The sequence below is a fragment of the Haloarcula halophila genome (assembly GCF_029278565.1).
Classification (GTDB): Archaea; Halobacteriota; Halobacteria; order Halobacteriales; family Haloarculaceae; genus Haloarcula; species Haloarcula halophila.
In genome coordinates, this window is the sequence record NZ_CP119559.1 from 549,890 (window position 1) to 574,858 (window position 24,969).

26 protein-coding genes are annotated in these 24,969 nt (G+C 65.7%); 17 read left to right on the forward strand and 9 right to left on the reverse strand.

Going from position 1 to position 24,969, the window contains the following annotated elements; translation table 11 throughout:
• The first annotated feature begins 7 nt into the window (after nt 1–7).
• Both P0204_RS02910 and P0204_RS02915 read left to right on the forward strand, forming a co-directional pair.
• Nucleotides 8–742, forward strand: coding sequence for a proteasome assembly chaperone family protein (locus P0204_RS02910; protein WP_276221513.1), 735 nt, complete (start codon nt 8–10; stop codon nt 740–742).
• Between the two features lie 113 nt (nt 743–855).
• A complete protein-coding gene (locus P0204_RS02915; protein ID WP_276221514.1) occupies nt 856–1,050 on the forward strand; it encodes a DUF8106 domain-containing protein in 195 nt (64 codons plus the stop codon).
• Nucleotide 1,051: 1 nt separating this feature from the next.
• On the opposite strand, the gene P0204_RS02920 is transcribed toward P0204_RS02915, so the two are convergent.
• Entirely contained in the window at nt 1,052–1,903 is an 852-nt protein-coding gene (locus P0204_RS02920) for an eIF2B alpha/beta/delta subunit family protein (protein WP_276221516.1), read from the reverse strand.
• 85 nt (nt 1,904–1,988) lie between these two features.
• On the opposite strand from P0204_RS02920, the gene P0204_RS02925 reads away from it, so the two are divergent.
• Complete coding sequence (locus P0204_RS02925; protein WP_276221518.1) at nt 1,989–2,420, forward strand: type IV pilin N-terminal domain-containing protein; 432 nt, start codon at nt 1,989–1,991, stop codon at nt 2,418–2,420.
• Nucleotides 2,421–2,425: 5 nt separating this feature from the next.
• Here the strand turns inward: P0204_RS02925 and P0204_RS02930 are convergent, their stop codons facing one another.
• On the reverse strand, nt 2,426–3,523 hold the full coding sequence (locus tag P0204_RS02930) for a DoxX family protein (RefSeq protein WP_276221520.1): 1,098 nt from the start codon (nt 3,521–3,523) through the stop codon (nt 2,426–2,428).
• Between the two features lie 142 nt (nt 3,524–3,665).
• Between P0204_RS02930 and P0204_RS02935 the strand changes: the two genes are divergently transcribed.
• Genes P0204_RS02935 through P0204_RS02955 form a run of 5 tightly spaced genes read left to right on the forward strand, consistent with a single transcriptional unit; the run spans nt 3,666 to nt 7,615 of the window.
• A complete protein-coding gene (locus P0204_RS02935; RefSeq protein WP_276221522.1) occupies nt 3,666–4,145 on the forward strand; it encodes a GNAT family N-acetyltransferase in 480 nt (159 codons plus the stop codon).
• A gap of 39 nt (nt 4,146–4,184) precedes the next feature.
• Complete coding sequence (priS, locus tag P0204_RS02940; protein WP_276221524.1) at nt 4,185–5,363, forward strand: DNA primase small subunit PriS; 1,179 nt, start codon at nt 4,185–4,187, stop codon at nt 5,361–5,363.
• Nucleotides 5,360–6,253 carry a hypothetical protein gene (locus P0204_RS02945; RefSeq protein ID WP_276221526.1) on the forward strand — a complete coding sequence of 298 codons (894 nt, stop codon included), beginning with the start codon at nt 5,360–5,362 and terminating at the stop codon, nt 6,251–6,253. Before priS ends, P0204_RS02945 begins: the two co-directional genes overlap by 4 nt.
• A gap of 37 nt (nt 6,254–6,290) precedes the next feature.
• Nucleotides 6,291–7,061, forward strand: coding sequence for an SDR family NAD(P)-dependent oxidoreductase (locus tag P0204_RS02950; protein WP_276221527.1), 771 nt, complete (start codon nt 6,291–6,293; stop codon nt 7,059–7,061).
• Nucleotides 7,062–7,102: 41 nt separating this feature from the next.
• Nucleotides 7,103–7,615, forward strand: coding sequence for a TspO/MBR family protein (locus P0204_RS02955; RefSeq protein WP_276221529.1), 513 nt, complete (start codon nt 7,103–7,105; stop codon nt 7,613–7,615).
• Nucleotides 7,616–7,661: 46 nt separating this feature from the next.
• Here P0204_RS02955 and P0204_RS02960 read toward each other — a convergent pair whose 3' ends face one another.
• The 5 genes from P0204_RS02960 to P0204_RS02980 all read right to left on the reverse strand — a co-directional run bounded on the left by P0204_RS02960 (nt 7,662) and on the right by P0204_RS02980 (nt 12,995).
• On the reverse strand, nt 7,662–9,044 hold the full coding sequence (locus P0204_RS02960; RefSeq protein ID WP_276221532.1) for an aldehyde dehydrogenase family protein: 1,383 nt from the start codon (nt 9,042–9,044) through the stop codon (nt 7,662–7,664).
• Nucleotides 9,044–10,102 carry an acyl-CoA synthetase family protein gene (locus P0204_RS02965; protein WP_276221534.1) on the reverse strand — a complete coding sequence of 353 codons (1,059 nt, stop codon included), beginning with the start codon at nt 10,100–10,102 and terminating at the stop codon, nt 9,044–9,046. The genes P0204_RS02960 and P0204_RS02965 overlap by 1 nt, the downstream gene beginning before the upstream one ends.
• Complete coding sequence (locus P0204_RS02970) at nt 10,099–11,562, reverse strand: sodium:solute symporter family protein (protein ID WP_276221536.1); 1,464 nt, start codon at nt 11,560–11,562, stop codon at nt 10,099–10,101. Before P0204_RS02970 ends, P0204_RS02965 begins: the two co-directional genes overlap by 4 nt.
• Nucleotides 11,559–11,774, reverse strand: coding sequence for a hypothetical protein (locus P0204_RS02975; RefSeq protein WP_276221538.1), 216 nt, complete (start codon nt 11,772–11,774; stop codon nt 11,559–11,561). The genes P0204_RS02970 and P0204_RS02975 overlap by 4 nt, the downstream gene beginning before the upstream one ends.
• Before the next feature lie 126 nt (nt 11,775–11,900).
• Entirely contained in the window at nt 11,901–12,995 is a 1,095-nt protein-coding gene (locus P0204_RS02980; protein ID WP_276221540.1) for a S1C family serine protease, read from the reverse strand.
• 94 nt (nt 12,996–13,089) lie between these two features.
• Between P0204_RS02980 and P0204_RS02985 the strand changes: the two genes are divergently transcribed.
• The 4 genes from P0204_RS02985 to P0204_RS03000 all read left to right on the forward strand — a co-directional run bounded on the left by P0204_RS02985 (nt 13,090) and on the right by P0204_RS03000 (nt 16,979).
• Nucleotides 13,090–13,809, forward strand: a complete 720-nt coding sequence (locus P0204_RS02985) for a metal-dependent hydrolase (RefSeq protein ID WP_276221542.1) — start codon at nt 13,090–13,092, stop codon at nt 13,807–13,809.
• Between the two features lie 42 nt (nt 13,810–13,851).
• Complete coding sequence (locus P0204_RS02990) at nt 13,852–14,934, forward strand: M24 family metallopeptidase (RefSeq protein ID WP_276221544.1); 1,083 nt, start codon at nt 13,852–13,854, stop codon at nt 14,932–14,934.
• Nucleotides 14,935–15,016: 82 nt separating this feature from the next.
• Nucleotides 15,017–16,720 carry a glycoside hydrolase family 13 protein gene (locus P0204_RS02995; RefSeq protein ID WP_276221547.1) on the forward strand — a complete coding sequence of 568 codons (1,704 nt, stop codon included), beginning with the start codon at nt 15,017–15,019 and terminating at the stop codon, nt 16,718–16,720.
• Between the two features lie 118 nt (nt 16,721–16,838).
• Nucleotides 16,839–16,979 (forward strand): hypothetical protein, encoded by a 141-nt coding sequence (locus P0204_RS03000; RefSeq protein WP_276221548.1) that lies wholly within the window; start codon nt 16,839–16,841, stop codon nt 16,977–16,979.
• A gap of 90 nt (nt 16,980–17,069) precedes the next feature.
• Here P0204_RS03000 and gfcR read toward each other — a convergent pair whose 3' ends face one another.
• Together gfcR and P0204_RS03010 are read right to left on the reverse strand one after the other, a co-directional pair.
• Nucleotides 17,070–17,711, reverse strand: coding sequence for a transcriptional regulator GfcR (gfcR, locus tag P0204_RS03005; protein ID WP_276221549.1), 642 nt, complete (start codon nt 17,709–17,711; stop codon nt 17,070–17,072).
• Nucleotides 17,712–18,050: 339 nt separating this feature from the next.
• Nucleotides 18,051–18,932 carry a DUF8054 domain-containing protein gene (locus P0204_RS03010; RefSeq protein ID WP_276221550.1) on the reverse strand — a complete coding sequence of 294 codons (882 nt, stop codon included), beginning with the start codon at nt 18,930–18,932 and terminating at the stop codon, nt 18,051–18,053.
• A gap of 117 nt (nt 18,933–19,049) precedes the next feature.
• Here P0204_RS03010 and P0204_RS03015 point away from each other — a divergent pair, with 117 nt between their 5' ends.
• The 5 genes from P0204_RS03015 to P0204_RS03035 all read left to right on the forward strand — a co-directional run bounded on the left by P0204_RS03015 (nt 19,050) and on the right by P0204_RS03035 (nt 24,965).
• On the forward strand, nt 19,050–20,024 hold the full coding sequence (locus tag P0204_RS03015; protein ID WP_379801906.1) for an aldo/keto reductase: 975 nt from the start codon (nt 19,050–19,052) through the stop codon (nt 20,022–20,024).
• A 46-nt stretch (nt 20,025–20,070) separates the two neighbouring features.
• Nucleotides 20,071–21,147, forward strand: a complete 1,077-nt coding sequence (locus P0204_RS03020) for a TrmB family transcriptional regulator (protein WP_276221553.1) — start codon at nt 20,071–20,073, stop codon at nt 21,145–21,147.
• 218 nt (nt 21,148–21,365) lie between these two features.
• Entirely contained in the window at nt 21,366–22,907 is a 1,542-nt protein-coding gene (locus P0204_RS03025) for a substrate-binding domain-containing protein (protein ID WP_276221555.1), read from the forward strand.
• Nucleotides 22,908–22,984: 77 nt separating this feature from the next.
• Entirely contained in the window at nt 22,985–23,974 is a 990-nt protein-coding gene (locus P0204_RS03030; RefSeq protein ID WP_276221557.1) for a carbohydrate ABC transporter permease, read from the forward strand.
• 1 nt (nt 23,975) lies between these two features.
• Entirely contained in the window at nt 23,976–24,965 is a 990-nt protein-coding gene (locus P0204_RS03035) for a carbohydrate ABC transporter permease (protein WP_276221559.1), read from the forward strand.
• Nucleotides 24,966–24,969 lie beyond the last annotated feature (4 nt).

The window sequence follows — 24,969 nt, forward strand, 5'->3', positions numbered from 1 at the left end:
GGACAGTATGGCCGAACACCCACGGTTCGAACTGACCACCTCGCCCGAACCCGTCGAGACACTCATCGTCGGCGTCTCGACGTACGGGTTAGCGGGGCTGACCGCCGTCGACTACCTCACGGACGAGCGCCCGATGGAGCAGGTGGGCTACCTGACCGGCGGCGACCAGCCGGTGATCACGCCGTTTCAGGACGGCAGTCCACGCCATCACACTCGGCTGTCCGTCGATACCGAGCGATCGATCGGCGTCGTCGTCGGCGAACGGATGGTGACCGTCGAAGCGGCGACCGGAGTCGCCGACGCGATCGAGCGCCTCTGTGAGCGGACCGAGACCGAGACGGTCGTGATCCTCTCGGGCGTCCCGGTCGCACACGGGCCGGACGACCACGTCCCGTTCTACATCGCAACGGAGGGGTACAGATCGTCGTTCCTGGAAACGGCCGACATCCGCCCGATGGGGAACGGCTACATCGACGGGCTCCCGGCCGAACTACTCGATCGGGGGATCGAGGATGCGGGCCTCGACGTTGGCGTGTTCACGACACCTGTCCACGCACAGACCCCCGACGCCGCTGCGGCGCTTCGCCTGCTCGACGTGCTGTCGGCCGTCCACGACATCGATATCGACACCGGACCGCTGAAGGCGTTCGCCGCGAGTGTCGAATCACACTACCAGGCACTCGCCGAGCGGCTCGATTCGGAACGGGATACCGGGGTACCCGACGACCGAATGTATATGTGATCCCATGTAGTTCGGTTTATCAGGAATGTTATCCCATAATTGGGCCACAACCGAATGAATAATTAAACAATCATCCAACAGGTATTTGGCCGTAGAGCCCCTCCATTTCACTGATGACTGCCACCGATACCTACTCGATCGACCGGGCTCAGACGAGGCGCCCGTCCCGCGCTCGCTCCAAGAGCGTGCTGTTCTGTACGGAGTGTGGGTACGAGAATCCGGTGGGTGGTGACTGGGAGATCAGTCAGCAGGGGAGCCACGAGCGGCGGTGCTGTCCGAACTGTGACGCGGTCGTGACAGACCGGTAACTCAGTACTCGGTGATCCCCTCGTCGGTGACAACCGAGTCGAGCAACCGCGTCGGTGTCGCGTCGTAGGCGGGATTGGCGATATCGAACCCTTCTGCCGGTTCCCGCATGACTTCGGTCGGCGAGCGGAAATCGTTCTCGAACGCGAACGCGCCGTCCGCGAACTTCGCGGCAGCACCGATCACGGTGACCGGCACGCCCACGTCGGCCGCCGTCGCTGCGATCGGGTACGTCCCGACCCGGTTGTACAGCGTCTCGTCGACGATACAGTCCATCCCCACGAGGACGCGGTCGGCCTCCGTGAGGTAGTGGCCGGCGGCACTGTCGACAATGAGCGTTACGTCGACACCGTCCCGGTCGGCGAGCTTTCGGGCCGCTTTCCGGCCGATATACCGCGGTCGTGACTCGGTGACGTACACGTCGAAGGAGGCCCCGTCGGAAAGCGCCACGTCGATGGCGTCGAGGACGGTCGTGGAGTACTCGTGGGTGAACAACACGTCGTGGTCGGCGATGAGGTCGGCCGCACGCGCGGCCGCTTCCTCCTTAGCCGTCTCGACGTCCTCGACGACGGCGTCGACGGCCTTCCGAGTCAGGTCCTTGGCGGTCTCGATGTCTCCGGGGTCGGCCTCCGTCACTTCCCGGACGATCCGTCGCTGTGTCGTGTACAGCGAGGCGTGAGAGGTATTGGCACGGCGGAGCGCGCTGCTGTTTCGCTCCAGCGCCCGGAGGTACTCGTCGACGGTGGGATAGTCACGCTGTGTGAGCGTCTCCAGGGCCTCCGCGGCCTTGACGGCGACGACCGATGAGCTGTGTGTCTGCATCTCCTCGATCTGCTCGACGGTCTCGTCTATCATGTGGATGGCTGTGTCCCGGACCGATATGTGTCTTCCCCCCTGGACCGAACAGACTTTACGTGGGCTCACGTACTCGACACCACGAATGGGAGGCCAGTTCTGGCGTGACTCGGTCGGGATGTCGGAATCGATCGGTGTCGCGGTGCTCATCGGCATGACGATCGTGATGACCGCCACTGTCGGCCTGAGCGTGTTGGTGTTCGACACACAGGCAGACGCCGGCCCCCAGGCGAACTTCTCGTTCGACCACGTCCAGGACAGCAGCCTCCTGCTTATCACACACACCCAGGGTGACGAACTCGAAGCCGGGAATCTCGAAATCGAGGGGCCACAGAACAGCGTCAGTTGGGCCGAGGTCGCAAACACCAACGAGTCGGCACGCATCGGTCCGGGGGACATCGCCCAACTGAGTTCGGGCAACGCCTATGGCGCGGACGTGACCCAGCAGGATACGGTGACGATCTACTACAACACGAGCGAAAACCGGACACAGCTCGACGAGTGGTCCGGTGGCTGAGCCGATCAGTCGGCCGCGAGTCCGCCCCTGTTCTCGGGGTCCTCCGCCGGGCGTCCGATCGCGTAGTCGAGCGAGAGCGGTCCCGATCCCATGGTGAACACGGCCGAAGCGAGACCGAAGAGCGCGACGTGGGCCAAGACCGGATCGTCGGGGAGTCCGAAGAGGGTCGTCGTGAACAGGACGAACGACGCCGCAGCGGCCCCGCGGGTGAACAGGCCGACGATCAGTGCCGCTCCGACGGCGATCTCGGTCAGCCCGGCACCGACCACCCACAGTCCCGGATCGACCGGGACGACCGCCGTGAGGTTGTACTTCGCGACCACGAGCAGGCCGCTCCCAGGTTGGGCGAGTTTCTGGATCAAGCCGAGGTAGATAAACGACACGCCCATCCCGACCCGAACGATCGTCGGGACGTAGCGTCGGTAGGGTCGTGTCGCGTCGTCGAGGTACCCTTTGAGGAGATGTACCGGGTCAACACGACCGTAGTAGGTCCCCTCGGTGCTGGCGACGGCTTGAAGCATATCGTCGGCGCTGGGCCGCCCGCCGCCGAGGATCACCAGCGCGAGGAACGCGGGGACGAACTCCAGCGCCAGGACGACCCCAGGGTCGACCAGCAGCGCAGAACCGTAGGTTCCGAGGCCGATGGTAGCGACGATCCGGGTCGCCAGCCCGAACAGGAGGAGAAATCCGACTCCGATGAACAACAGCCTGACGAGGGGATTCGCGCCTGTATCGAAAGCGACCGTGGGCGCGAACAGGTAGCCCTGAAACCCTGCACCGACCAGCGGGAGCCCGACGCTCAGTCGGATCATCCAGGGGACGAGGTCCGTGTAGCCGGCGAGTTTCTCCCGGAGGATGACGATATCGGTGATCGTCGGCCGCACCCAGAGATAGGCCGCCAGCCCGCCGGTCACCGCCAGCGCTGAGAGGGCGAGTAGGGCCGCGTTGAACGGGTTCGAGAGCACGCCGATGACGAACTGGACGGCATCGATCGCGGCTCCCGGGCCGTCAGTGACGTAGTCGACGTGTGCCGGGTGGCTCCGGGCGAGTGTCAGCCACAGGCTCACCGGGTCGAGATCGCCGGCGGACTGCACAGTGGACATACTAGATCGTCGTGCCCGAGACACCTAACCCTGTCTGACCGCCAAGTATCGGTGAGCGGTGTCGTTCCGACAGCGCTGTGAAATCCCGTGTCTGAGGCGTCGTCGGTGGAATTATATTCGTGCCACCGTTACAGACGGGGCAGTGAGCGTCAACGTCGAAACACAGGTCGTCGACAGGGGAGACGACGACTACGTCGGTGCAGCCTGGCGCCTCAAGGAGTCGATCCGTGAGTCCGAAGGTGTCCTCAGACAGCGGCGGGGCTTCTTCCAGAACGCCTACAGACGGTCGCGCGTGTACCTCTACGTCGACCGCTCGGAGGACCGTCTCGTCGGTTTCGCGTCGGTCCGGCGCGACGGGTACATCCTCTTTCTGGCCGTCGACAGCGAGTACCGGGGCCACGGCTTCGGGAAACGCCTGGTCGCCCGCGTCGCCGAGGACTACGGGAGCGTGACCTGTCACGCGCGGACGACCAACCGCGAGGCCATCGAGTTCTACACCCACATCGGCTTCGAGGTCCGCCGGCGGATCGACGACTACTACGAGGACGGCGGCGACGCCTACTACCTGAAACTCGGTGAGGACTCCATCACGGAGAAACTGACCAGCCTGCTGCGCAGGTAAGGGAACCCTTTTGAATCGACCACCCCAACCCGGTAGCCGATGGAACAGCGGACGCGCACCTATCTCAAAGGCCGCTTCGGCGACCACTACCGACAGGCGTCGGTGACGCCGCCGCCGGCCGCAAACGAGCGCGAGTGGGGGTACATCCCCTGGACGGAGGGGCCGGGGGAGACGATGATCCGCCACGAGTCGCTGCTGGACCTGGGTGACATCGAAGGGTTCCTGGGACGGGACCGGCCACGGCACGTCTACTTCTCGGCGGGCCGGTACGACGACCCCGGCGCCTCACAGATGAGCGAGAAGGGGTGGCGCTCGTCCGATCTGGTCTTCGACCTGGACGCCGACCACCTCCCGTCGGTCACGCTGGGCGAGGACAGCTACGCCGAGATGCTCGCGAAGTGCCAGGACGCGCTTCGTCGACTGCTGGACTTTCTCGAAGACGATTTCGGGTTCGAGGACCTGACTATCGTCTTCTCGGGGGGTCGCGGGTACCACGTCCACGTCCGGGACGAGGGGATCCAGACGCTGGAACGGAACGCTCGCCGGGAGATCGTCGACTACGTCCGCGGGATCGGCCTGGAGTTCGAGGAACTCGTTTCCGCCGAGGCCGTCGCGGGGACCGCGGGGCGGTCCAGTCCAGCCCAAAAACGGCTGCTCGATACGAGCGGCGGGTGGAGCGCACGGGCACACCGCCAGCTCCTCTCGCTGTTCGACGACCTACTCGCGATGGACGAAGACGACGCCGTCGCCCGGCTCCGGGAGTACGACCGGATCGGCGAGGGGAAAGCGAAGGCCGCGCTGACCGCAGCCCGTACCAACTACGACGAACTCGAAGCCGGGAACATCGACGTTCACCCGGCGGTGTTCCAGATCGCGAAACTGGTCGTCCACGAGGCGGTCGCGGCCGACAACGCGCCGATCGACGAGCCGGTGACGACGGACACGAACCGGCTCATCAGGCTCCCGGGATCGCTCCACGGTGGGAGCGGACTGGCCGTCAGACGGATCGACCGCGACGAACTCGGCGACTTCGACCCGCTGGTCGACGCCGTCCCGGAGACGTTCCGCGGCCACGAGATCACCGTCGAAGTGACAGACGGCGGCCTGGTCGAGCTCGACGGCGATAGTTTTACACTGGAGGAAAGAGAGGTAACGGTACCAGAGGCCGTGGGCGTCTTCCTGATGGTCCGCGGGCGCGCTGAAAAGAGCCAGGAATGAATCTCGACGAACTCCAGTCAGTCCAGTCCCGCGAGCGCCAGACCGACCAGCTTCAGCAGCTCCGCCCGACGTTCTACGAGGAGGCTGGCCAGTTCGTCAACCAACTGCGCGAGGAGCGCGAACGCGCGGCCGACCAGGCCGACGACCCCTTCGACTCCCCGGAGGTCAACCGCCTCACCGACGACATCAAGACCGCCGAACAGACCGTCGAAGCGATCTACGAGCGTCGCGTGGGCAAGATCGTCAAGATGGCATCGCTCGCGGCGGCCGACATGCCAACCGAGGACGGCGGACTGACCCAGGAGGAACGGGGGCTGTTCGAGACGCTCGTGACGGCGATCGAGGACAACCGCCAGCACGTACTGGATGTCATCGCCGGCGAAGCCCCGACCGGCGCGGTCGACGGGCAACAGTCCGAGGCGAACGAGACGGTCGACGTGAGTAACGAGCCACCGAAGCAGACACCGGCTGACCGTGACACCCCCGAACCGGACCCAACGGAGCCGACCGACTCGGAGCCGGGTGTCGACGCGGCCGACCTGATGGGAGGAGGACCAGGCCACTCGGACGACGGGACCGGTACTCCCTCGACGACCGACGACGGAGCCGACCGGCCGCCACACGAGGCTGCGGTGGTCGCCGACGAAGGGGACGCCGAGGACGCTTCGTCTCCGGAGTCCGGCCCACAATCCGGGGGCGATCCGCGGCCCGAGCCGGACGGCGGTGAGACGACAGTGGACCGACGAACGGTCCGGATCACGGCCGACGTAGGCGAGATATTCGGTGTCGACCAGCGCGAGTACGACCTCTCGGCCGACGACGTCGTGACGCTGCCGGCCGACAACGCCGATCCGCTCGTCGAACAGGACGCAGCCGAACCGCTGGAGTGAACGCAACCGCTTTTGTGGCGCGTTCCCGAGGACCGCTATGGAGTTGACAGACAGCGTCGCGGTCGTCTCGGGCGGGTCGGGAGCCATCGGCCGCGCGATCGTCGACGAACTGGCCCGCGGCGGTGCGGACGTCGTGGTCGGGTATCACACGGATCGGGACGGTGCGACGGAGGCCGTCGAGCGTGCCGAATCCCACGGCGTGACCGCTCGCGCCGTGGCCGCCGACGTGACCGACGAGTCCGCCGCTGCCGCCCTCGTCGAGGCCGGGACGGAACTCGGACCAGTGCAAGCAGTCGTCACCTGCGCCGGGTACACCGATCCCGGCGCGATCGAGGACCGGACCGCCACAGACCTGGATCGACATCTGGCTGTCAACGTCACCGGGGCCGCGAACGTCCTCGGACCGGCCGTCGAACGGATGCGGACCGGGACCGACAGTGGAGCGAGCGACGGTGGCGCCGTCGTCGCCGTCTCCAGCGTCGCGGCGTCGCTGGGGACGGTCGATACGGCCTACGCCGCCTCGAAGAGCGGACTGGAGGGGTATATCAGGGGGTTAGCCCGGGAACTCGGCCCCGAGGGAGTCCGAGCGAGCGTCGTCGCCCCCGGACCGGTGGAGACGCCGATGAACGACGCCATCGTCGAATCGCTGGAGGAGCGACGGTTCCGCGGCCACGAGACGGTCGAGACGCTGCTGGATCGGTACGCTGCCCAGCCGGCAGAGGTCGCACGCGCCGTTCGGTTCCTGCTCGGCCACGAGTTCGTCACCGGCGAGGTCCTCCACGTCGACGGCGGGATGGCGCTGGACTGACGAGAGAGAACCCCTATCCGGGGCCGTCACGTACCCTGCCCATGAGTGACCACAGCGAGGCCGGTGGGCGTCGGACGGCGCTGGACAGGGAGGATCTGCCGGGTGTTGTCGTCGCCGTCGTCCTCGTCAACGCCGTCGGCGCGCTCCCGGCGGCACTCGGCGGCCCGGACTCGGCGTGGTTCCAGTCGCTCGCCAAACCGGCGCTGTACCCGCCACCGTGGGTGTTCGGCGTGGTCTGGCCGCTGTTGTTTACGCTGCTTGGCGTCGCCGTGTATCTCGTCTGGCGCGAGGGGCAGACGACGCCACGGAGAGGGGTCGCGATCCGGCTGTTCGTCGCCCAGATGGCGGTCAACCTCGCCTGGACGCCGACGTTCTTCACGGCACAGGATCTCACCGTCGCCCTCGCCGTCGTCGTGGGGCTGTGGCTCGCGTTGGTGCCGACACTCTGGGCGTTCTGGCGGGTCGACCGCCGTGCCGGCGGGTTGCTCGTCCCGTATCTCTTGTGGGTGAGTTTCGCAGTCGTGTTGAACTACCAGTTCGTCGTCGTCAACTGAGGCTTCGATGGCGAGCGCGGGGGATCAACCGAACGTATCGGCGGTCTCAGGACGGATCGTAGGTCGTCGTCTCGTAACAGAACGCGGCCAGGAACGTCTCGTGGGTCTCGCGGAGATCGACACTCGCCGGATAGCCGCCGCCGTAGACCTTCCGGACGTGCGGTGAGCGGGCCATAGCCGCCTCGTAGTCGTCGCCGACGGTGACACCGAGGTAGGCGCTGTCGAGCGACGCGAGGAGTTCGGCCGGCGACGACGGCGAGCGCTCGGTGACGCCGGCGAACTGGAAGGGAAGCTCCTCGACGAACGCATCGCTTCGGACGACTGTCGGGGCCAAGCGTGCGTGGTCACCGTAGTCGCGTACTCGCGGGCCGTTCCGAAGCGGTGCCGTCACGTCCCGCCCCGCTCCCTCGGCCAGGTCGTCGACCCGTCCTGCCTGATCGCCGTCGGTGAACGAGGGCACGTCGGTCGCGGGGTCGGTGACCGGCCCGTCGGTGGCCCCGACGACACGCTCGGCCAGCGCGGCCGCGAGTTCGTCGGCGTCACACGCCTCGACGGCGACGATCCGGGTCAGGTTGAAGCAGGTCCGACCGCCGGCCCGGACGATCCCGCGGGCGAGGCTGTCGAGTTCCCGGTCGGTGGGCCGGCGAGCGAGGACCGCGACCGACTGTCCGGGGCCGTACGTCTCGACTGCCGGGTCGTCGCGGTATCGGGCCGTCGTCTCCCGACTGCCGAACACGAGCGCGTGGTCGGACCGCGTGGCGACCGCCTCGCCGACCGAGCGGTCGCCCGGGAGGACGTGGACGGCCGACTCCGGGACCCCCGCAGCCAGCAGCACCCGGGCGAGGCGGACGGCGGTGAACGGGTCCCGACGGGAGGGCCGAAGGACGACGGGAATCTTCATCGCCACGGCCAGCGCCGGCCAGGCGTAGACCGCTGGATCGTTCGCCGGCATGACGCCACCGAGGACACGGATCCGCGGGGCGAAGGCCAGACCGACGTCCCGTTCGCGGACGTACGACGGGTCGTCGTACACCGTGAGGTCGCCGGTCGGCGACTGTGCCCGGAGGCTCTCGGCGGCGTGTCGGAGCCCGTGGGCGAGCCAGTGGACGCTCGTCCGGACCCAGCCGACCGGGAGCCCGCTCGCCCGGGCGACCCGCTCGGCGTACTCACCGACCGGCGCCAGGTCGTCGGTCGGTCCGTGTCCGGCGAATCGGCGACCGGCGTCGGCCAGACGGTCGAGCAACTCCCGGACCGGGATCGCCCGGAGGTCGTCGAAGCCCGACTCCCGCGCGGTCTCGACGGCGTCGTGGACCCGGACTCGCGGGGCCTGTGCGACCGTCGCCAGGTCGCCGCCGACGCCGGTGAGCGTCCGGGTCCGGCGTGTCGCTCGCTCGCCACCGGAGACGACCGGGACGGTCGGTTCGGCCATCAGTAGACGCCCTCCGTCGCCTCGGCTGTGGCCGCCTGTGCGGTGCCGGGGTTCCGGAGCCAGTCCCACTCCAGTGGGGCCTCGCCGCGGACTCGGACTGCGCTGTCGCGTTCGAGGAGCTTCGGGAGGAACAGCTCCTCGCTGAGGACGGTCAACCGGACGCGGCCACGCTCGCCGTAAGCGACGGGGTCGCCGTCGTCGTCGACGACTTCGGGGACGAAATACGGCTCGCAGGGGATGTAATCGAGGCTGTAGTTCCGATCGGCCGGGGGACGGAGTCGCGGTGGGGCCTCCTGTGCAACGCCCATCAGCGTGTTGCCGTACTCGCCGGCGACGGCCACGTCGGCGTACCACTCCTCCCGGAAGATCTCGTGCGTGTCGGGATCGAGCGCGGTCCCGCCGTGGTAGACCGCGTCGATCCCCGAATCGGCGACCAGGTCACGGACGGCAGGCCGTTCGAGCAGTCGCGCGGTCGTAAACAGCACTGTCACGTCCTGGGTCGAGACGACGCGCCGGGCCTGTTCGAGGAGGTGGTCGACGTACTCGTCGAACCGACGCGGATCGTCGGCGAGTCGTTTGGCCCACCGCGGGTCCATGTTGACGAAGAAGGGGAGCGTCCCCCACAGGTCTGCCAGGTGTTCGACGAACACGCCGGCGTTGTTCGCGCCGCCGGGCGGCCCGAGCATCAGGAGGTTCCCGCGGGGAAACGCCTCGGGAAGGACCCGGCCGGCCCACGCCGCCTGCTGGCGCCAGTAGTCGGCCATCACGACCCGCTTCGGCGGACCGGTCGTCCCGCCGGTCTCGTACACCCGGCGGGGGCCGGACAGCGACTGCGGGTGGAACCGCTCGACCGGGAGCGACCGAAGGACGTCCTCGTCGAACGAGCCGAAGACCGAGTCGAGGTCGGCGAAGCCGTCGACGGCCGATCGCACGTCGATCCCCCGGTCGGCCGCCCACTCCAGCCAGTAGGGCGTCCCGGTGTCGGGATCGAAGTGCGTCTCGACGACGTGTCGGGTCCACTCGTCTCGGTCCGTCTCGGTCGGGACGTGGGGATTCATGCCTCGGGCTCGGAGTGTGGAGTTCGGGTTCGGTCGGTCGCCAGCGATCCGACGCCCAGCGCCAACACCGTGACGACGAGCGCGGGGACGAACGGCAGGAACCGAAAGGTCGGGAGCCCGGCGAACGTCGCACCGAGGAAGTAGCCCTGGCCGACGATCACGGCCGCGATCGCACCCGTCGCCGTCGCCTGCCGCCAGTAGAGCGCCGCCACAAAGACCGGCAACAGCAGGGCGTTCCCCTGGATGAAGTACACGGAGAGGTCGACGATGGTCCCCACCGCGGCGATGCCGGGGAGCCTGCCGGTCGCGGCGTGAGCCAGGACGAACCCCCCGGCGAGCAACACGGCGGCTGTCCCGCGGCTCACCCACAGCTCCCTCCGCTCGTCGGCGTCGGGGCCGGCCAGGTGGTCGTGGTAGACGTCCCGGGTCACCAGCGACGACAGGGTCAACACGAGCGAGTCGGCCGTACTCATCATCGCCGCGAGCGCGCCACCCATGACGACGCCGACCACGATCGGCGGTGCGTACGCCTGGAGGATCGCCGGGACGACCTGATCCGGGGTCCCCAGGTCGGGGAGGACCGTCCCGCCCCAGACGCCCAACAGGACCGGGACGACGGCCGCGATCAGCACCATCACGGGCCACCACGCCAGCAGCGCGCGGAACGACCGCTCGTCGGTGGCCGCGAAGAACCGCTGGAACAGTTGCGGATAGGCGACGACTGCCATCGTGTTCATCAGCAGGAAGGAGAGCCACACGCGCGGGGTGAAGAAGCCGACCTGGCCGGCCTGCGTGAGTCGGTCGGTCTCCGTGGCGATCCGGCGGGTGAGCGCGAGCGGTTCGACCGCGGGGACCACGAAGACGAACGCCGCCACGAGCAAGACGACGACGGTCACCCCCTGGAGGACGTCCGACCAGGCGACGCTTCGGAGCCCTCCCATCCCGAGGTAGACGGCCGTGACGACGGTGACGATCGCCGCGCCGGCGGTGAAGGAGACGGTCCCACCCGAGATCGTCCGGAAGATCAGCCCGCCGCCCATCGCCTGGATCGCCACGTAGGGGACCGCCCAGGCGAACTGGACGCCGACGACGAGCAGTTTCACCGCGTCGCTGTCGAGGAGATCGCCGAGCATCTCGGTCGGCGTGATGTACCCCTCCCGGCGCGAGAGCCGGAACGCCCGCAGCCCGACGACCGCCAGCGGGACGACGGCCAGCGCCTCGACACCCAACAGCGCCAGCCACCCCAGCCCGTGTCGGTACCCGAAGCCGGCGCTGCCGAGGAAGACGAACGCGCTCATCAGCGTCGCGAACATCGTCAGCGGGAAGACGACCCGGCCAAGCGAGCCGCCGGCCAGGAAATACTCCTGCGGGGAGCCGCCGGTACGCCGGTAGCCGTAGACGCCGATACCCAGCGTCACGAGGAGATAGACGCCCATCAGCGCCAGCGCGACGGCACTCATCGCGGTGACTCACCCGGTTGTGCCGGCCACCCGGTCCGTGCGACGGCCGCCGCGACGGCCGCCATCGCCACGATCGCGGCGACGACGACGACCGCCCACGCCGGCACGACGCCGACGATCGGAGCCGTCGGGAGACCAACGGCACCGACGAAGACGGTGAACAGGATCAGAAAGCTGGCCCACAGGACGGTCTGGCGTCTGTCGTTCGGCATTTATTAGCTAGTGATACAAGCCGGTTGTAGTAAGCGTTGCGACCCGCACTCGTACTGATCATTGTCGGGATGTACCGGGACGACCGCACGCTCTCGTGCAGTCGATCCGGAACAGACTGACAACAATCACGATGAGGGGTCGGGTCGCGTTCCGAGCGGTAACTGGACCGTCTGACGCTGGCCGTCCCGGTCGAGCGTGACGTCGATCGTGTCCCCGGGACTGGTCTCCAGCGCCAGGAAGGTCGACAGTTCCTGGCGCGTCGGCGTTCGGGTGTCGTTCAGGCGCCTGATCACGTCGCCCCCGACGCCGACCTCGACGCCGGACTGGACGACATTCCGGTCGCTCCCCTGTAACACGCCGTCGGACGGCCCGCCCTCGACGACCCGGTCGATGTAGACGCCCGCTTCCGGGTCGATACGACCGGCTTCGGCCAGTCGAGGGGTCACGTCCTGGAGCACGACGCCCATGTAGGAGTGTTCGTACTCGTCTCCACCGACGAGTGTCGGGACGACTCGCTGAGTCAGTGCGGCCGAGACGGCGAAGGCGACGTTGTCCCCGCCGCCGGCGCTGATGACGCCGACGACGTCGCCGTCGACTGTGACGAGTGGGCCGCCGCTGTTGCCGGGGTTGACCGCGGCGTCGGTCTGGACGGCGTCGGCGATCGAGAAGTTGTTCGCGCTCTCTAAGGTCCGGTCGACGCCGCTGACGATGCCGGCCGAGACAGAGCCAGCCAGCCCGAAGGGGTTGCCGATAGCGACGACCTGTGTCCCGACCGGCGGGTCGCTGTCGACGAACGACAGCGGTGTGGTCCCCGACGGAGAGTCGTCGATCCGGAGGACCGCGAGGTCGCTGTAGACGTCTGCCCCGACCAGCGAGACCTCCCGCCAGCCGGTGTCCGCGAACCGGACGTGGTACTCGCTCCCGCCGGCGACGACGTGCTCGTTGGTGACCAGGTGTCGGTCGTCGACGAGGAAGCCGCTGCCCTGTGAGCCGCTCCCGTCGTCCGCGTAGACTCTGATCGACGCGACGGCGTCGGCGGCCGACCCGTAAGCCTCTGAAACCGCACTCTCACCGGTCGAGCCCGTCTGATCGTCCACTCCCGTCGAACCCGGGTCCGCATCCGGGTCCGAACGCCCAGGGGACTGACAGCCCGCGATACCGGCCGCGGCGGCCCCCAACGCACCGAGAACCCTCCTGCGAGACGGCGAATCGAGCTTCATGTGCGTACGTCCGGCGCCCGGGCGAAGAACCCACCGGTGCCCACCTGGTTGCGGTACAGTCTTAAGTGTCAGCCGGAAGTACGTCCGTCCGCTTATGGAACTGACTTGGTACGGCCACTCGACCTGGCACGTGACGGTAGACGAGACGGACCTGCTCATCGATCCCTTTTTCGACAACCCCAAGACCGACACCGACCCCGAGGAACTGGACCCCGATTACGTCCTGTTGACACACGGCCACGCCGACCACATCGGTGACGTGGACCGCTACGAGGGGACGACGCTCGTCGCCACGCCGGAGGTCGTCGGCTACTGCCAGGACACCTTCGGCGAGTTCGACGCCGTCGGCGGCATGGGGATGAACCTCGGCGGCACCGTCGAGATCGGCGACGCCTTCGTGACGATGCACCGGGCCGACCACACCAACGGGATGGAGACCGGCTACGGGGCGACCGGCGGGATGCCCGGCGGCTTCGTCATCTCCGATACCAAACCGACGCAGGTCAGCGACGAGGAGTCGACCACGTTCTACCACGCCGGTGACACCGGCCTGATGACGGAGATGCGCGACGTCATCGGCCCGTTCCTCGAACCCGACGCGGCCGCGCTCCCGGTCGGCGACCACTTCACGATGGGGCCGATGCAGGCCGCCGTCGCCGTCGACTGGCTCGATCTGGACTACGCGTTCCCGATGCACTACGACACGTTCCCGCCTATCGAGATCGAGACCGAGGACTTCGTCAAGGAGGTCAAAGGGGTCGGTAGCGACACCGAGGTCGTCGTCCTGGACGGCGACGAGAGCTTCGACCTGTAGTCGTCGGCAGTCTTTATTACCGGTCTTTCTGATAGCGGTGGTATGTCACTCACCGACCGACTGGACGCGTATCTCGACGACAACGGGCTGGAAGCGGTCTGGTTCGCGCGACCGAACTCCTTCGCCTGGCTGACCGGTGGCGGGGACAACGTCGTCGACAGAGGGGGCGACGTCGGCGTCGCCGCCGCCGGCTACGACGGCGACGAGGTCCAGGTCGTCACGGACAACATCGAGGCACCGCGCCTACGCGACGAGGAACTGGCCGACGGCGTCCCGATCGAGACCTTCGACTGGCACGCTCGGGGGCTGGCCGAGGTCGTCGAGAGCGTCAGCCCGACACCGGCGGCGGCCGACTTCGACGTCGACGGGTTCGAATCCGTCGATGCGGGGGTACTCCGGCAGCCACTGACCGATCGACAGGCCGAGACCTACCGAGAACTGAGTGCCGACGTGGCTGCGGCGGTCGAGTCCGTCGCCCGCGGGACCGAGCCGAGCGACACCGAACTGGACGTGACTGCCGCCCTCCGTCGGGAACTCGAACGCGAGGGGATCGCGACCCCGGTCGTCCTCGTCGGCGGGAGCGAGCGCGCGCAGTCGTACCGCCACTACACGCCCAAAGACGAACCGCTGGGCGACTACGCTCTTCTGTCGGTGACTGCCACCCGCGGGGGACTGTTCACCAGTTGTACCCGGACAGTCGCGTTCGACGCGCCCGACTGGCTCGCCGACAGGACGGAGGCGGCAATGCGCGTCGAGGCGACCGCGCTGGCCGCGACGCGCGAAATCGGGCGGGAAGGGGGCACCGCGGCCGACGTCTTCGAGGCCGTCCAGGCGGCCTACGACGCCGTCGGCTGGGACGGCGAGTGGCGAAACCACCACCAGGGCGGTGCCGCCGGCTTCGCCGGCCGGGAGTGGATCGCGACGCCGTCGAACGACGCCTCGGTCGTCCTCCCGCAGGGATACGCCTGGAACCCGACCGTTCAGGGCGCAAAGAGCGAGGACACGCATCTGGTCACCGCCGACGGTGTCGAGACGCTCTCGACGACCGGGGAGTGGCCCACCCGAACCGTCGAGGCCGTCGGGTACGATCTGACACTGTCACGTCACGACGTGCTCTCTCGGTGAGGGACTGAGTCGTTTGTTCGAATAGTCCAATAAATATCAGACGCGATATACTTTTACCGTCCACGGTGCAAGACCGGGTGCTATGAACGAGAGTGCCCAGACACCCGACCGGACGAGCGAGGACCGGACCTGGTGGAAGGAGGCGGTCGTCTACCAGATCTACCCCAAGAGTTTCAACGACAGCGACGGCGACGGCGTCGGCGACATCCAGGGGATCATCGATCGGGTCGACCACCTCGACGACCTGGGGATCGACGTAGTCTGGCTCTCGCCGGTCTACGCGTCGCCACACGCCGACAACGGCTACGACATCAGCGACTACCGGTCGATCGACGACAGGTTCGGCGACATGGACGACTGGGAGCGCCTGCGGGACGAACTCCACGCCCGGGACATCAAAGTCGTGATGGACCTGGTGGTCAACCACACCAGCGACGAACACGAGTGGTTCGAGAAGTCCCGCCGCCGCGAGGACGGCTACGAGGACTACTACTACTGGCGCGATCCGGCCGAGGACGGCGGCCCGCCGAACAACTGGGAGTCCTTCTTCGGCGGCGAAACGTGGTCCTGGGACGAGCAGCGCCAGCAGTACTACCTCCACCTCTTCGACGAGAAGCAGCCGGACCTCAACTGGGAGCACCCACAGGTCCGAGAAGACATCTACGAGATGATGAACTGGTGGCTAGAGAAGGGTGTCGACGGCTTCCGAATGGACGTCATCAACCTCATCTCGAAGACTCGGGGACTACCGGACGGCGAGGCGGGTGACTGGCAGACTGGCGTCGAACACTTCATGAACGGCCCGCGCATCCACGAGTTCCTGCAGGAGATGTACGACGAGGTGCTGGCCGGCCGTGACGTGATGACCGTCGGGGAGATGCCCGGCGTCGACATCGACGAGGCCAAGCAGTACACCGGTGCGGACGGCGACGGACTCGGGATGATATTCACCTTCGAACATATGAACCTCGACCACGACGGCGGCCGGTGGGACCTCCACGAGGACTACGAGGCGTGGGACCTGCGCGACCTCAAGGAGTTCGTCGGCCGCTGGCAACGTGGCCTCGCCGAGGAGGGCTGGAACAGCAACTACCTGGGGAACCACGACCAGCCCCGGATCGTCTCCCGCTTCGGCGACGACGGTCAGTACCGCGTCGAGTCCGCGAAACTGTTGGGAACCTTCCTCCTGACGCTCTCGGGGACGCCCTACGTCTACCAGGGCGACGAGATCGGGATGACCAACGTCGACTGGGAACACCTGGACGAGGTCGTCGACGTGGACACGATCAACCACGTCGAACTGCTGATGGCGGAACACGACATCGACGACTATCAAGAACTCCGTGGGTTCGTCAACGCTCGATCCCGCGACAACGCACGAACGCCGGTCCAGTGGGACGACAGCGACTCCGCCGGCTTCACCGACGGCGAACCGTGGCTCAAGGTCAACGACAACTACACCGAGATCAACGTCGCCGCAGACCGAACGGCCGACGATTCGGTCTTCGAGCACTACCGTGATCTCGTCGACCTCCGGCACGAGCGGGACGTGTTCGTCTACGGCGAGTTCGAGATGCTCCTGCCCGACCACGAACACATATTTGCCTTTACCCAGAGCCTAGACGACGAACGCGTCCTCGTCGTGTTGAACTTCAGCGACGAGCCCCGGACCGTCGATCTCGGCGAGTCCGACGGTCGGCTCCTCGTCTCGAACTACGACGACCCCGCGACCGACCTACCGACGCTCACGCTGGCACCCTTCGAAGCGACCGTCTTCGAGGTGTAGGGTCGGAAACGGTGGCTCGTCCCTCTCGCGCCCAATGCTGGCGGTACGACGGTCATACCACGGGCGTAGGGAGTCCATAACGAAGGGAGTCCGGCCTCAGATCCTAGTCAACCATGGCATGGCTATTCGGGTCGACGGCACGGCCGGGAGGGAGCCGGGGTCGGCCGTCGACGCCGACATCGAACGGGTTCTCGCCCGCGGTAACTGCTGGCGTGTCGTCGGCGTCCATGCCGTCGCCGACGAAGCCGCGACAGTGTAGACGCTTTCAGTCCGGCTGATACCGCCAGGGACCGCAAAAACACGTCTCCGGGGCGACCGTCCTCGGAACCCTCGGGTGGCGTTCGGCCGATCACTCCTCGCCGTCGTCGCTACCGACACGGATGACCTGCAACAGCGAGTAGACGGGGACGCCCTGGATGTCCTCGACGCCGCGTTTGTCGGCCAGGACGACGCAGGCGACCGGATTGCCGCCCTGCTGGCGGATGGCGCTGATGGTCTCGGACATCGTCTTCCCGCTGGTGATCGTGTCGTCGACGATGTAGCAGTCTCGGTTGCGAATCTCGGCGAAGTTCCGCGAGAACGAGCCGTCTGCGGCCTCGCTGTCGTCGTCGTCCCACTGGTGTTTGGTCGGCGCGTAGGTTCCCAGATCGGTGTCGAGCTCGTGGGCGACGGTGGTCGCAAGGGGAGCGCCCGCCTTCTCGATTCCGATGGTCAAATCGACATCTTGGCCCTGTTTAGCTGCTAGATCCGCCATGGCGGCACCGGCGTGGTACAGCCGCGCGGAGTCCCGCCCTAGCGCGGACCAGTCGACGTGGATGTCGTGGGGGCCACCCGACGGCGACGAGGTCGGCTCCGCACCCGTTCCGCTGCGTTCCACCAGCCAGCTGGCGGTCTCACGCGAGACGTTGAGTTCGTCTGCGATCTCACCTTTGGAGAGCCCTCGTTCCGCGAGGTCGGCCGCGCTCGCGACGAGGTCGTCCGTGTTCTTCATATGCCCTCCTGCGTGTGGGAGGGTTTAATAGCATGTGCTATCGGCTAACCGTTCCCCACAAACTATTTACAACACCCGTTGTTATTCGGTAGTGGCTGGGTCGTGTCCCGTCGTCCGCGTGCTCGGACGACACTGATGGCCCCAACGAGTCCGGCGACGTGCCATCGTCATCCCCCTATGCCAGGACTCTTCCCCCCATACTGTCGCACACCCGGCCAGCGATCGACCGACGTATCCGCGACGGGTCTGCCAGGCCGTCGCGCATGGTTGCCACCAATCCTGCCGGCGGGACCCTTCCCGCACTCCGTTCTGATCTGTTCGGACGCGATCCTCCCGTACTCACTCGGTCGGGAACCGGTATATCCGCTGTTTACACGACGGACAGACGAGGGTCTCGTCGGGCGACTCGCGTGGGGTCGTGTAGCTCCCACAGCAGCCGACCTCCGTCGATTCGACGAGGGACGACCCACAGACCGGACAGTCGTCAAGGAACATCCGGAACGTTTCAGCGGCGGCGGTTCGAATCCGGTCGTCGTCGACGACATCCGACAGCACTCGGTACGCGGCGAGTTCCGCGACAACGACCGGTTTCCCGACGAGGGTACTCTGTCCCTCGCCGACGGCGACCCATTCCCGCCCGTTGATGTGGAGACCTTCGGCGTGCTGGATGTGGGGAAACGTCTCTCGGACATCGTCTGCGAGGGCGTCCAGCGAAAGCGTCGACAGGTCCGCCATCCGCTCGTGCCAGGCGGTCTCGATATCGTCGGCGAGAAACAGCATCTCCCCGTCCGCGTCTAGGACGCCGGCTTCGGCCAGAGCCGCCATCACCGTTTCACCGTCCAGGTCGACAGCGGCCGCGAGCGACGTGTCTTCGGTTGGCTCTCGGTCATCTGTCGTGTCGTCGGGAGACTGTTCGGCGACGTCCTCCGGTTCGTGGACAGGTGCGGTAGGTACGCTGTAGTCGTCGTGGAACCACTCGTCAGGCAGTGGTGAGGCCGCGACCAGACGGGGAGCGAACACAGGGGTGTACGGGACGAGATAGCCCCGCAGGGCGATCACACCGAGCCCCAGCGTCGCCACGACAGCAGCCACCAATCGCCGTCGACGAACCGCCAGAAATAGTATTAGTAACCCAAGAATAGCGACGTTGACGATCGTACACGGCCAGCATCTGTTCTTCCCGGTATGTGTCTCGTCGCGTATCGAATCGAGAACTGTCATCGTGTCCTGCACTTACAACACGTCCCTTATCAATCTCCCCACACAAGCGGCTAGTAGCACACTCACCAAACTTTTTAACAACATGTGTTGTTACATACTCTCATGCCGGAATCGGAGATGAGGTATACGGCTCTCGGTTCGACGGGCCTAGAGGTGTCTACACTCTGTCTGGGGACGATGAACTTCGGAAGCAGCGAACCCTGGATGATGAACGACGCCGAGGCGAGCCGGGAGCTTCTCCGGCGGGCACTGGATCTCGGGATCAATTTCGTCGATACCGCAAACGCCTACTCGGCCGGCGAGAGCGAGGAGATCGTCGGCTCGGTCCTCGATTCGTATCGCCGGGACGAACTGGTCGTCGCCACCAAGGTCTTTTTCGACATGCACGACGGCCCGAACGGCGGCGGCCTCTCGAAGAAACACATCATCGACCAGTGCCACGCCAGTCTCGATCGGCTCGGCGTGGAGTACATCGACCTCTACCAGATCCACCGCTGGGACGAGGAGACGCCGATCGAGGAGACGCTGGAGGCGCTCACGTACCTCGTCGACGAGGGGTACGTCCGGTACATCGGCGCCAGTACGATGGCCAACTGGCAGTTCCAGAAGGCGCTGTACACCGCGGATATCGAGGGCTACGAGCGGTTCGTCTGTATGCAACCGGAGTACAACGCCGTCGACCGACACGAGGAGGCGAACCTCCTGCCGGTCTGTGAGAGCGAGGATATCGGTGTGATCCCCTGGTCGCCGCTCGGTGGGGGGTTCCTGGCAGGCAAGTACGACCGTGGCGACGAGCCGACCGCAGGACGTGCCACTGACGACGAGTACACCGCGGACCGGTTCACCGAGGAAAACTGGGCAGTGCTCGACGCGGTTCGGGATATCGCAGCCGAGAACGACGCCACACCGGCACAGGTGAGTCTCGCCTGGCTCCTCGAACAGGACGTGGTCGACGCGCCGATCATCGGCCCTCGGACGATCGATCACCTGGAGGAAGACATCGATGCGGTCACGCTGTCGCTGAGCGACGAGGAGTGTGCCCGCATCGCGGAACCGAAATACCCGCAGTGGCCGGTCCCAGGGAAAGACTGAGCGCGATTCGCGTTCGCAACAGGATATCTACGCAGATGACACACAGATGAACGACGACGAACTCACCGACGTACTGGAAGACGCTGGACTCTCTCCCTACCAGGCCGAGGCGTACGTCGCCTTGCTCGAATTGGGAACGGCGTCCGCGACAGACGTCGCGGAATCGTGTGACGTTCCGGACCCGCGGATCTACGACGTGCTCCGGGACCTCGAATCGAAAGGCTATATCGAGACGTTCCAGCAGGACAGTCTGACGGCACGTGCCAGAGACCCGAAGGAAGTGCTCGAAGACCTGCGCTCGCGCTCGAACAAGTACCTCGACGCCGCCGAAACCATCGAGGAACGGTGGGACCAACCCGAGATCAGCGATCACGAAGTCAGTATCGTCAAACGGTTCGAGACGGTTCTCAACCGTGCCCGTGAACTGATCGAGGGGGCGGAGAACCAGATCCAGATCGGGGTCAATACCCAGCAGTTCTACGAACTCGAACCGGCCCTCAGGGAGGCCAGCGAACGCGGCGTCGACATCAAGCTCAGTATCTGTACCAAACCGGACGCGGAGATCCCGACACACGAGGAACTAGAGGGCGTCTGTACCGAAGCACGCCATCGCTCGATCCCCGCACCGTTTCTGGTCCTGGTCGACCGGGCGTGGACGTGTTTCGCTCCCCACCGACACTCGATCAGCAACTACGGTGTCCTCGTCAACGATCGAACCCATACGTACGTCTTCCACTGGTTCTTCCTGACGTGTCTCTGGGAGATCTGGGATACGATCTACACACGTCGGAGCCCGGAGACGCCGACGACGTACGTCGATCTCCGGCACGCGGTTCGGGATATCGAACCGTTACTGGACGAAGGTGCTCGGATCGAAGTCGTCGTCGCGGGGTACAAGACCCAGACCAACGAATCGGTCGAGATCACCGGGATCATCACGGACGTAGACTACACCGGGAAGAACATGGGCCGAGTCGAACCGGTCCCGCTGGCACAGCTGGCGGGCCGTGTCGCGGCGACGGTCGTCACCGACGATCGGACGTACGAGATCGGTGGATGGGGGGCCGTGATCGAGGAGATCGAGGCGACCAACATCACGGTCACGGATATACAGTACGAGTAGGACGGCCGAAAAAACGGTCCCACAGTTTACGCGTTTGAGCGGGACTCTATCCCAAACGACCGTTGTGCATTACCGAGTTTTTATATACTGACAGTTGAGATCGGGGTGTATCTATCAGATATATTCATGTTTGATGGTCCGTTCACAGTCGATTAACAACACCTGTGGTTAATTATGGATAACCTTTAAGTGCTAACCCAGTAAGAACCAGGATAGACATGTCGGACAACGGCACAACAGGTGACAGTGGAACGAACGGTATCTCGCGACGACGGTTTGTCCAAGCGGCTGGGGCGACCGGTGTGGTCGCAGGACTGGCTGGCTGTGCGAGTGACGGGGGCTCCGGCGGAGACGGCGGAGACGGCGGTTCGGGCGGAGACGGCGGCGACGGCGGCAGCAGCGGCGGCAGCGGTGGCAGCGAAACGACGACGGTCGAGTGGGGGTTCGACCCCGTCGCAGTCCAGAACAACGGCGACGCCATCAAGCAGGCACTGCGGGACAACGGCCTCCCGGACAACGTCGAGATCGAGTTCGTCCCGCGTGACCAGGACACTGGTGCGGCACGGTCGAACTACAATCGCCTCCTGAGCGCCGGCGAGACGTCGCCGGACATGTTCCTGATGGACAACGGCTGGACGAACATCTTCATCCAGCGGGGACAGCTCCAGAACCTCACCGAGACCCTGCCCGAGGAACTCCTGACGGACGTTCAGGACAACTACTTCTCGGCGTTCACCGATACGGCCCGGAACCCGAGCAACGGGAACCTCTTCGGTGTCCCGGTGTTCCCCGACTTCCCGACGATGCAGTACCGTAAGGACCTCGTCGAGGACGCCGGCTACAGTCCCGAATCGAACAACTGGGCGACCGAGCCGATGACCTGGGAGGAGTGGTCCAACATCGCGGCCGACACCTACGACAACGCCGACGTGGACTTCGGCTTCACGACACAGTGGGACATCTACGAGGGAACCTCCTGCTGTACGTTCAACGAGGTCATGTCCTCGTGGGGCGGCGCCTACTTCGGCGGCCGGGACAACCTCTTCGGGCCGATCGGCGACCGGCCGATCACGGTCAACGAGCCCGAGGTCGTCAACTCGCTCAACATGATGCGGAAGTTCGTCCACGACGAGGACTTCGGCGGCGACTTCGAGGGGTACGGCGGCGGGTTCACCCCGACGGAGATCCTCGGGTGGAACGAGGAGCCGTCCCGTGCGCCGTTCGCGAGCGGCAACGCCGTCTTCCACCGCAACTGGCCGTACTCGCTCGCGCTCTGTGGTCGGAACCCGGAGGAGACCGAGGACCCAGCACTCGGCGAGGACCTCGGTGCGATGCCGATCCCGTACGCCGTGTCCGAATCAGAGGCCGCACAGCCCGGAACCGGTGGCACGACCTCCGCGCTGGGTGGCTGGCACATGACGGTCAACCCCAACAGCAGCAAGGACTCGGCGGTCACGGAGGTCATCCGTGCCGCGATGCAGCCGGACTTCCAGCTCAGGCTGCTGTCCATCCAGGGCTGGCTGCCCCCGCGGCCGGAGCTGTTCAACTCCGACGAAGCACGGAACGTGCCTGTCGTCGGTCGGTACATGGACACGCTGCAGGTCGCCGGGAACAACACGATGCCACGTCCCGTGACCGCCGTCTGGAGCAACCAGTCGAGCAACATCGCCCAGCAGGCCAACCGCGCGGTCAGTCAGGAGGCCGACTCACAGTCGGCGATGGACACGCTGCGTGAGAGCCTCGTGGAGACCGAGTCGTAACCACTGGGGCCTCGCCTAGCTTTAAACCAATACTGCGTTATTATTGATTATGGAACCTATAGGAGGGATACACGGAGATGAGCACTGATACTGCCGACACGGGGCGTGAGTCCCGGCGTTCCGGCGCGTTAGTGCAAGTGATGCGTTGGATGGAAAACTTGAGCGACACGCAGTACGCCTACCTCTTACTGGTCCCAGTGTTCGTCCTGTTGGGTATCGTCGCGTTGTACCCACTGCTCAGGACCTTCGAGCTGTCGCTGTTCCGTCTCTCGACGGACTTCTCCTCGACGACCTTCGTCGGGTTCGGGAACTACGTCGACCTGTTCACCGGTGGGCTGGATCGGTACCTTCCCGGTGGGACCTCGTTCCTCCCGAGCGAGCTAACACTGACGGGGATGCTCAACAGCGCCCTGGTCGTCACGATCATCTTCGCCGTGGTGAGCGTCCTCTTCGAGACCCTGATCGGGCTGGGACAGGCACTCATCCTGGATCAGGACTTCTACGGCCGGCGGTGGATCCGTGCGGCCATCATCATCCCGTGGGCCGTCCCGGTCGTCATCCAGGGGATGATCTTCTTCCTGATGTTCAACTCCAACATCGGGTTCGCGACGCCGTTCCTCGCGGATCTGGGGTTGTTGGCGCCGACGAACACGCTCAACGACACCGCCAGTGCGGTCTTTATCATCATCGTCGCTGACATCTGGAAGACCTCGGCGTTCATGGCGCTATTGATACTCGCCGGGCTCCAGAGCATCGACCGCGGCCTCTACAACGTCGCGAAGGTCGCGGGCGCGACCAAGTGGCAGCAGTTCAAGTACATCACCTTCCCGCTGATCCTGCCCACCATCGGGATCGCCGTGCTGTTCCGTTCCGTGCAGGCGATGCGGGTCTACGGTATCATCGATACCGTGTCGAGTTGTACCGTCGTTCCGTCGCTGTCCTGTATGGTCGTGGCAACGTTCACGACGCGTGAGGGCGTGTCCGCGTCCGTCGCGTTCGTCACTGCGGCGATCATCGGAATCGTGGTGATGGGTATCATCCTCTGGCAAGGGGAGGACGCGATCTAACATGGCAACGACAACTGGCAACACCGACGCGAGTGACGAAGGCGGGATCAGTGGCTGGGCCAAACGTGTGATAGCCAACCCCGAAGGCCTCTACAGGTCGCTGTTCTACGCCGCGATGGTGTTTTTCCTCGTGACGACGCTGTTCCCCTTCTACTGGCTGGCCGTGCTGGCAGTCACGCCGGAAGGGAACCTCCTGGCCGGGAGTTTCCTGCCCCAGCTCGGTGGGTTCACCATCCCCCTGCCGACGCCGAAGGGGTTCAATCCGGAAGCGTTCATCACGGTCTTCGAGCAGGTACCGTTCCACCTGTACATGCTGAACAGCTTCGCGCTGGCGGTCACCACGACCATCATCGTCTTGATCGTCGCGAGTCTCGCGGGATACGTCTTCGGTCGACTCCGGTTCCCCGGCCGTGCGCTCCTGATGCTGGGTATCCTGGCGATCAGCTACTTCCCGCCGGCGGCGTTCGTCATCCCGCTGTTCAAGGCCTTCGCGGGCAACGAGCCGTTGTTACTGCCGTTCACACAGATCCCGCTGTTCACGCCGCCGAGACTGTTGAACACGCCGGGATCGATGATCCTTCCCTTCAGCGCACTGTTCATGCCGCTGTCGATCTTCATCCTCACGACCTTCTACGGACAGATTCCCGACGGGTTAGAGGACGCAGCACGCGTCGAAGGAACGACACGGCTCGGCGCGCTGTTCCGGGTCATCATGCCGCTGTCGGCGCCAGGTGTGGCGACGGCCTCCGTGCTAACCTTTATCGCGGTGTACAACGAGTATTTCTTCAGTTCGATCATGGCTACCTCGCCCGAGGCGGCGAAGTGGTCACCGATCGTCGGCGGGATACTCAGCTACCAGACCCAGTACACCACCCAGTACAACCTCATGGCGGCTGCGAGTATCGTCGGGGTCCTCCCCGTCGTCATCCTCGTCGTCGTCGCACAGGAACGCATCGTCAGCGGACTGACCTCAGGAGCACTCAAGGAGTAACACA

What these genes read in the sequence shown, in the direction of transcription:
- P0204_RS02980 (WP_276221540.1), bottom strand. Translation starts at nt 12,995, where the DNA reads ATGAAGCTCGATTCGCCGTCTCGCAGGAGGGTTCTCGGTGCGTTGGGG.
- P0204_RS02950 (WP_276221527.1), top strand. Translation starts at nt 6,291, where the DNA reads ATGGAGTTGACAGACAGCGTCGCGGTCGTCTCGGGCGGGTCGGGAGCC.
- P0204_RS03000 (WP_276221548.1), top strand. Translation starts at nt 16,839, where the DNA reads ATGGCTATTCGGGTCGACGGCACGGCCGGGAGGGAGCCGGGGTCGGCC.
- gfcR (WP_276221549.1), bottom strand. Translation starts at nt 17,711, where the DNA reads ATGAAGAACACGGACGACCTCGTCGCGAGCGCGGCCGACCTCGCGGAA.
- P0204_RS02930 (WP_276221520.1), bottom strand. Translation starts at nt 3,523, where the DNA reads ATGTCCACTGTGCAGTCCGCCGGCGATCTCGACCCGGTGAGCCTGTGG.
- P0204_RS02910 (WP_276221513.1), top strand. Translation starts at nt 8, where the DNA reads ATGGCCGAACACCCACGGTTCGAACTGACCACCTCGCCCGAACCCGTC.
- P0204_RS02955 (WP_276221529.1), top strand. Translation starts at nt 7,103, where the DNA reads ATGAGTGACCACAGCGAGGCCGGTGGGCGTCGGACGGCGCTGGACAGG.
- P0204_RS02990 (WP_276221544.1), top strand. Translation starts at nt 13,852, where the DNA reads ATGTCACTCACCGACCGACTGGACGCGTATCTCGACGACAACGGGCTG.
- P0204_RS02920 (WP_276221516.1), bottom strand. Translation starts at nt 1,903, where the DNA reads ATGATAGACGAGACCGTCGAGCAGATCGAGGAGATGCAGACACACAGC.
- priS (WP_276221524.1), top strand. Translation starts at nt 4,185, where the DNA reads ATGGAACAGCGGACGCGCACCTATCTCAAAGGCCGCTTCGGCGACCAC.
- P0204_RS03010 (WP_276221550.1), bottom strand. Translation starts at nt 18,932, where the DNA reads ATGACAGTTCTCGATTCGATACGCGACGAGACACATACCGGGAAGAAC.
- P0204_RS03015 (WP_379801906.1), top strand. Translation starts at nt 19,050, where the DNA reads ATGAGGTATACGGCTCTCGGTTCGACGGGCCTAGAGGTGTCTACACTC.
- P0204_RS02995 (WP_276221547.1), top strand. Translation starts at nt 15,017, where the DNA reads ATGAACGAGAGTGCCCAGACACCCGACCGGACGAGCGAGGACCGGACC.
- P0204_RS02915 (WP_276221514.1), top strand. Translation starts at nt 856, where the DNA reads ATGACTGCCACCGATACCTACTCGATCGACCGGGCTCAGACGAGGCGC.
- P0204_RS02965 (WP_276221534.1), bottom strand. Translation starts at nt 10,102, where the DNA reads ATGAATCCCCACGTCCCGACCGAGACGGACCGAGACGAGTGGACCCGA.
- P0204_RS03020 (WP_276221553.1), top strand. Translation starts at nt 20,071, where the DNA reads ATGAACGACGACGAACTCACCGACGTACTGGAAGACGCTGGACTCTCT.
- P0204_RS02985 (WP_276221542.1), top strand. Translation starts at nt 13,090, where the DNA reads ATGGAACTGACTTGGTACGGCCACTCGACCTGGCACGTGACGGTAGAC.
- P0204_RS02970 (WP_276221536.1), bottom strand. Translation starts at nt 11,562, where the DNA reads ATGAGTGCCGTCGCGCTGGCGCTGATGGGCGTCTATCTCCTCGTGACG.
- P0204_RS02960 (WP_276221532.1), bottom strand. Translation starts at nt 9,044, where the DNA reads ATGGCCGAACCGACCGTCCCGGTCGTCTCCGGTGGCGAGCGAGCGACA.
- P0204_RS02945 (WP_276221526.1), top strand. Translation starts at nt 5,360, where the DNA reads ATGAATCTCGACGAACTCCAGTCAGTCCAGTCCCGCGAGCGCCAGACC.
- P0204_RS03030 (WP_276221557.1), top strand. Translation starts at nt 22,985, where the DNA reads ATGAGCACTGATACTGCCGACACGGGGCGTGAGTCCCGGCGTTCCGGC.
- P0204_RS02925 (WP_276221518.1), top strand. Translation starts at nt 1,989, where the DNA reads ATGGGAGGCCAGTTCTGGCGTGACTCGGTCGGGATGTCGGAATCGATC.
- P0204_RS02975 (WP_276221538.1), bottom strand. Translation starts at nt 11,774, where the DNA reads ATGCCGAACGACAGACGCCAGACCGTCCTGTGGGCCAGCTTTCTGATC.
- P0204_RS03035 (WP_276221559.1), top strand. Translation starts at nt 23,976, where the DNA reads ATGGCAACGACAACTGGCAACACCGACGCGAGTGACGAAGGCGGGATC.
- P0204_RS03025 (WP_276221555.1), top strand. Translation starts at nt 21,366, where the DNA reads ATGTCGGACAACGGCACAACAGGTGACAGTGGAACGAACGGTATCTCG.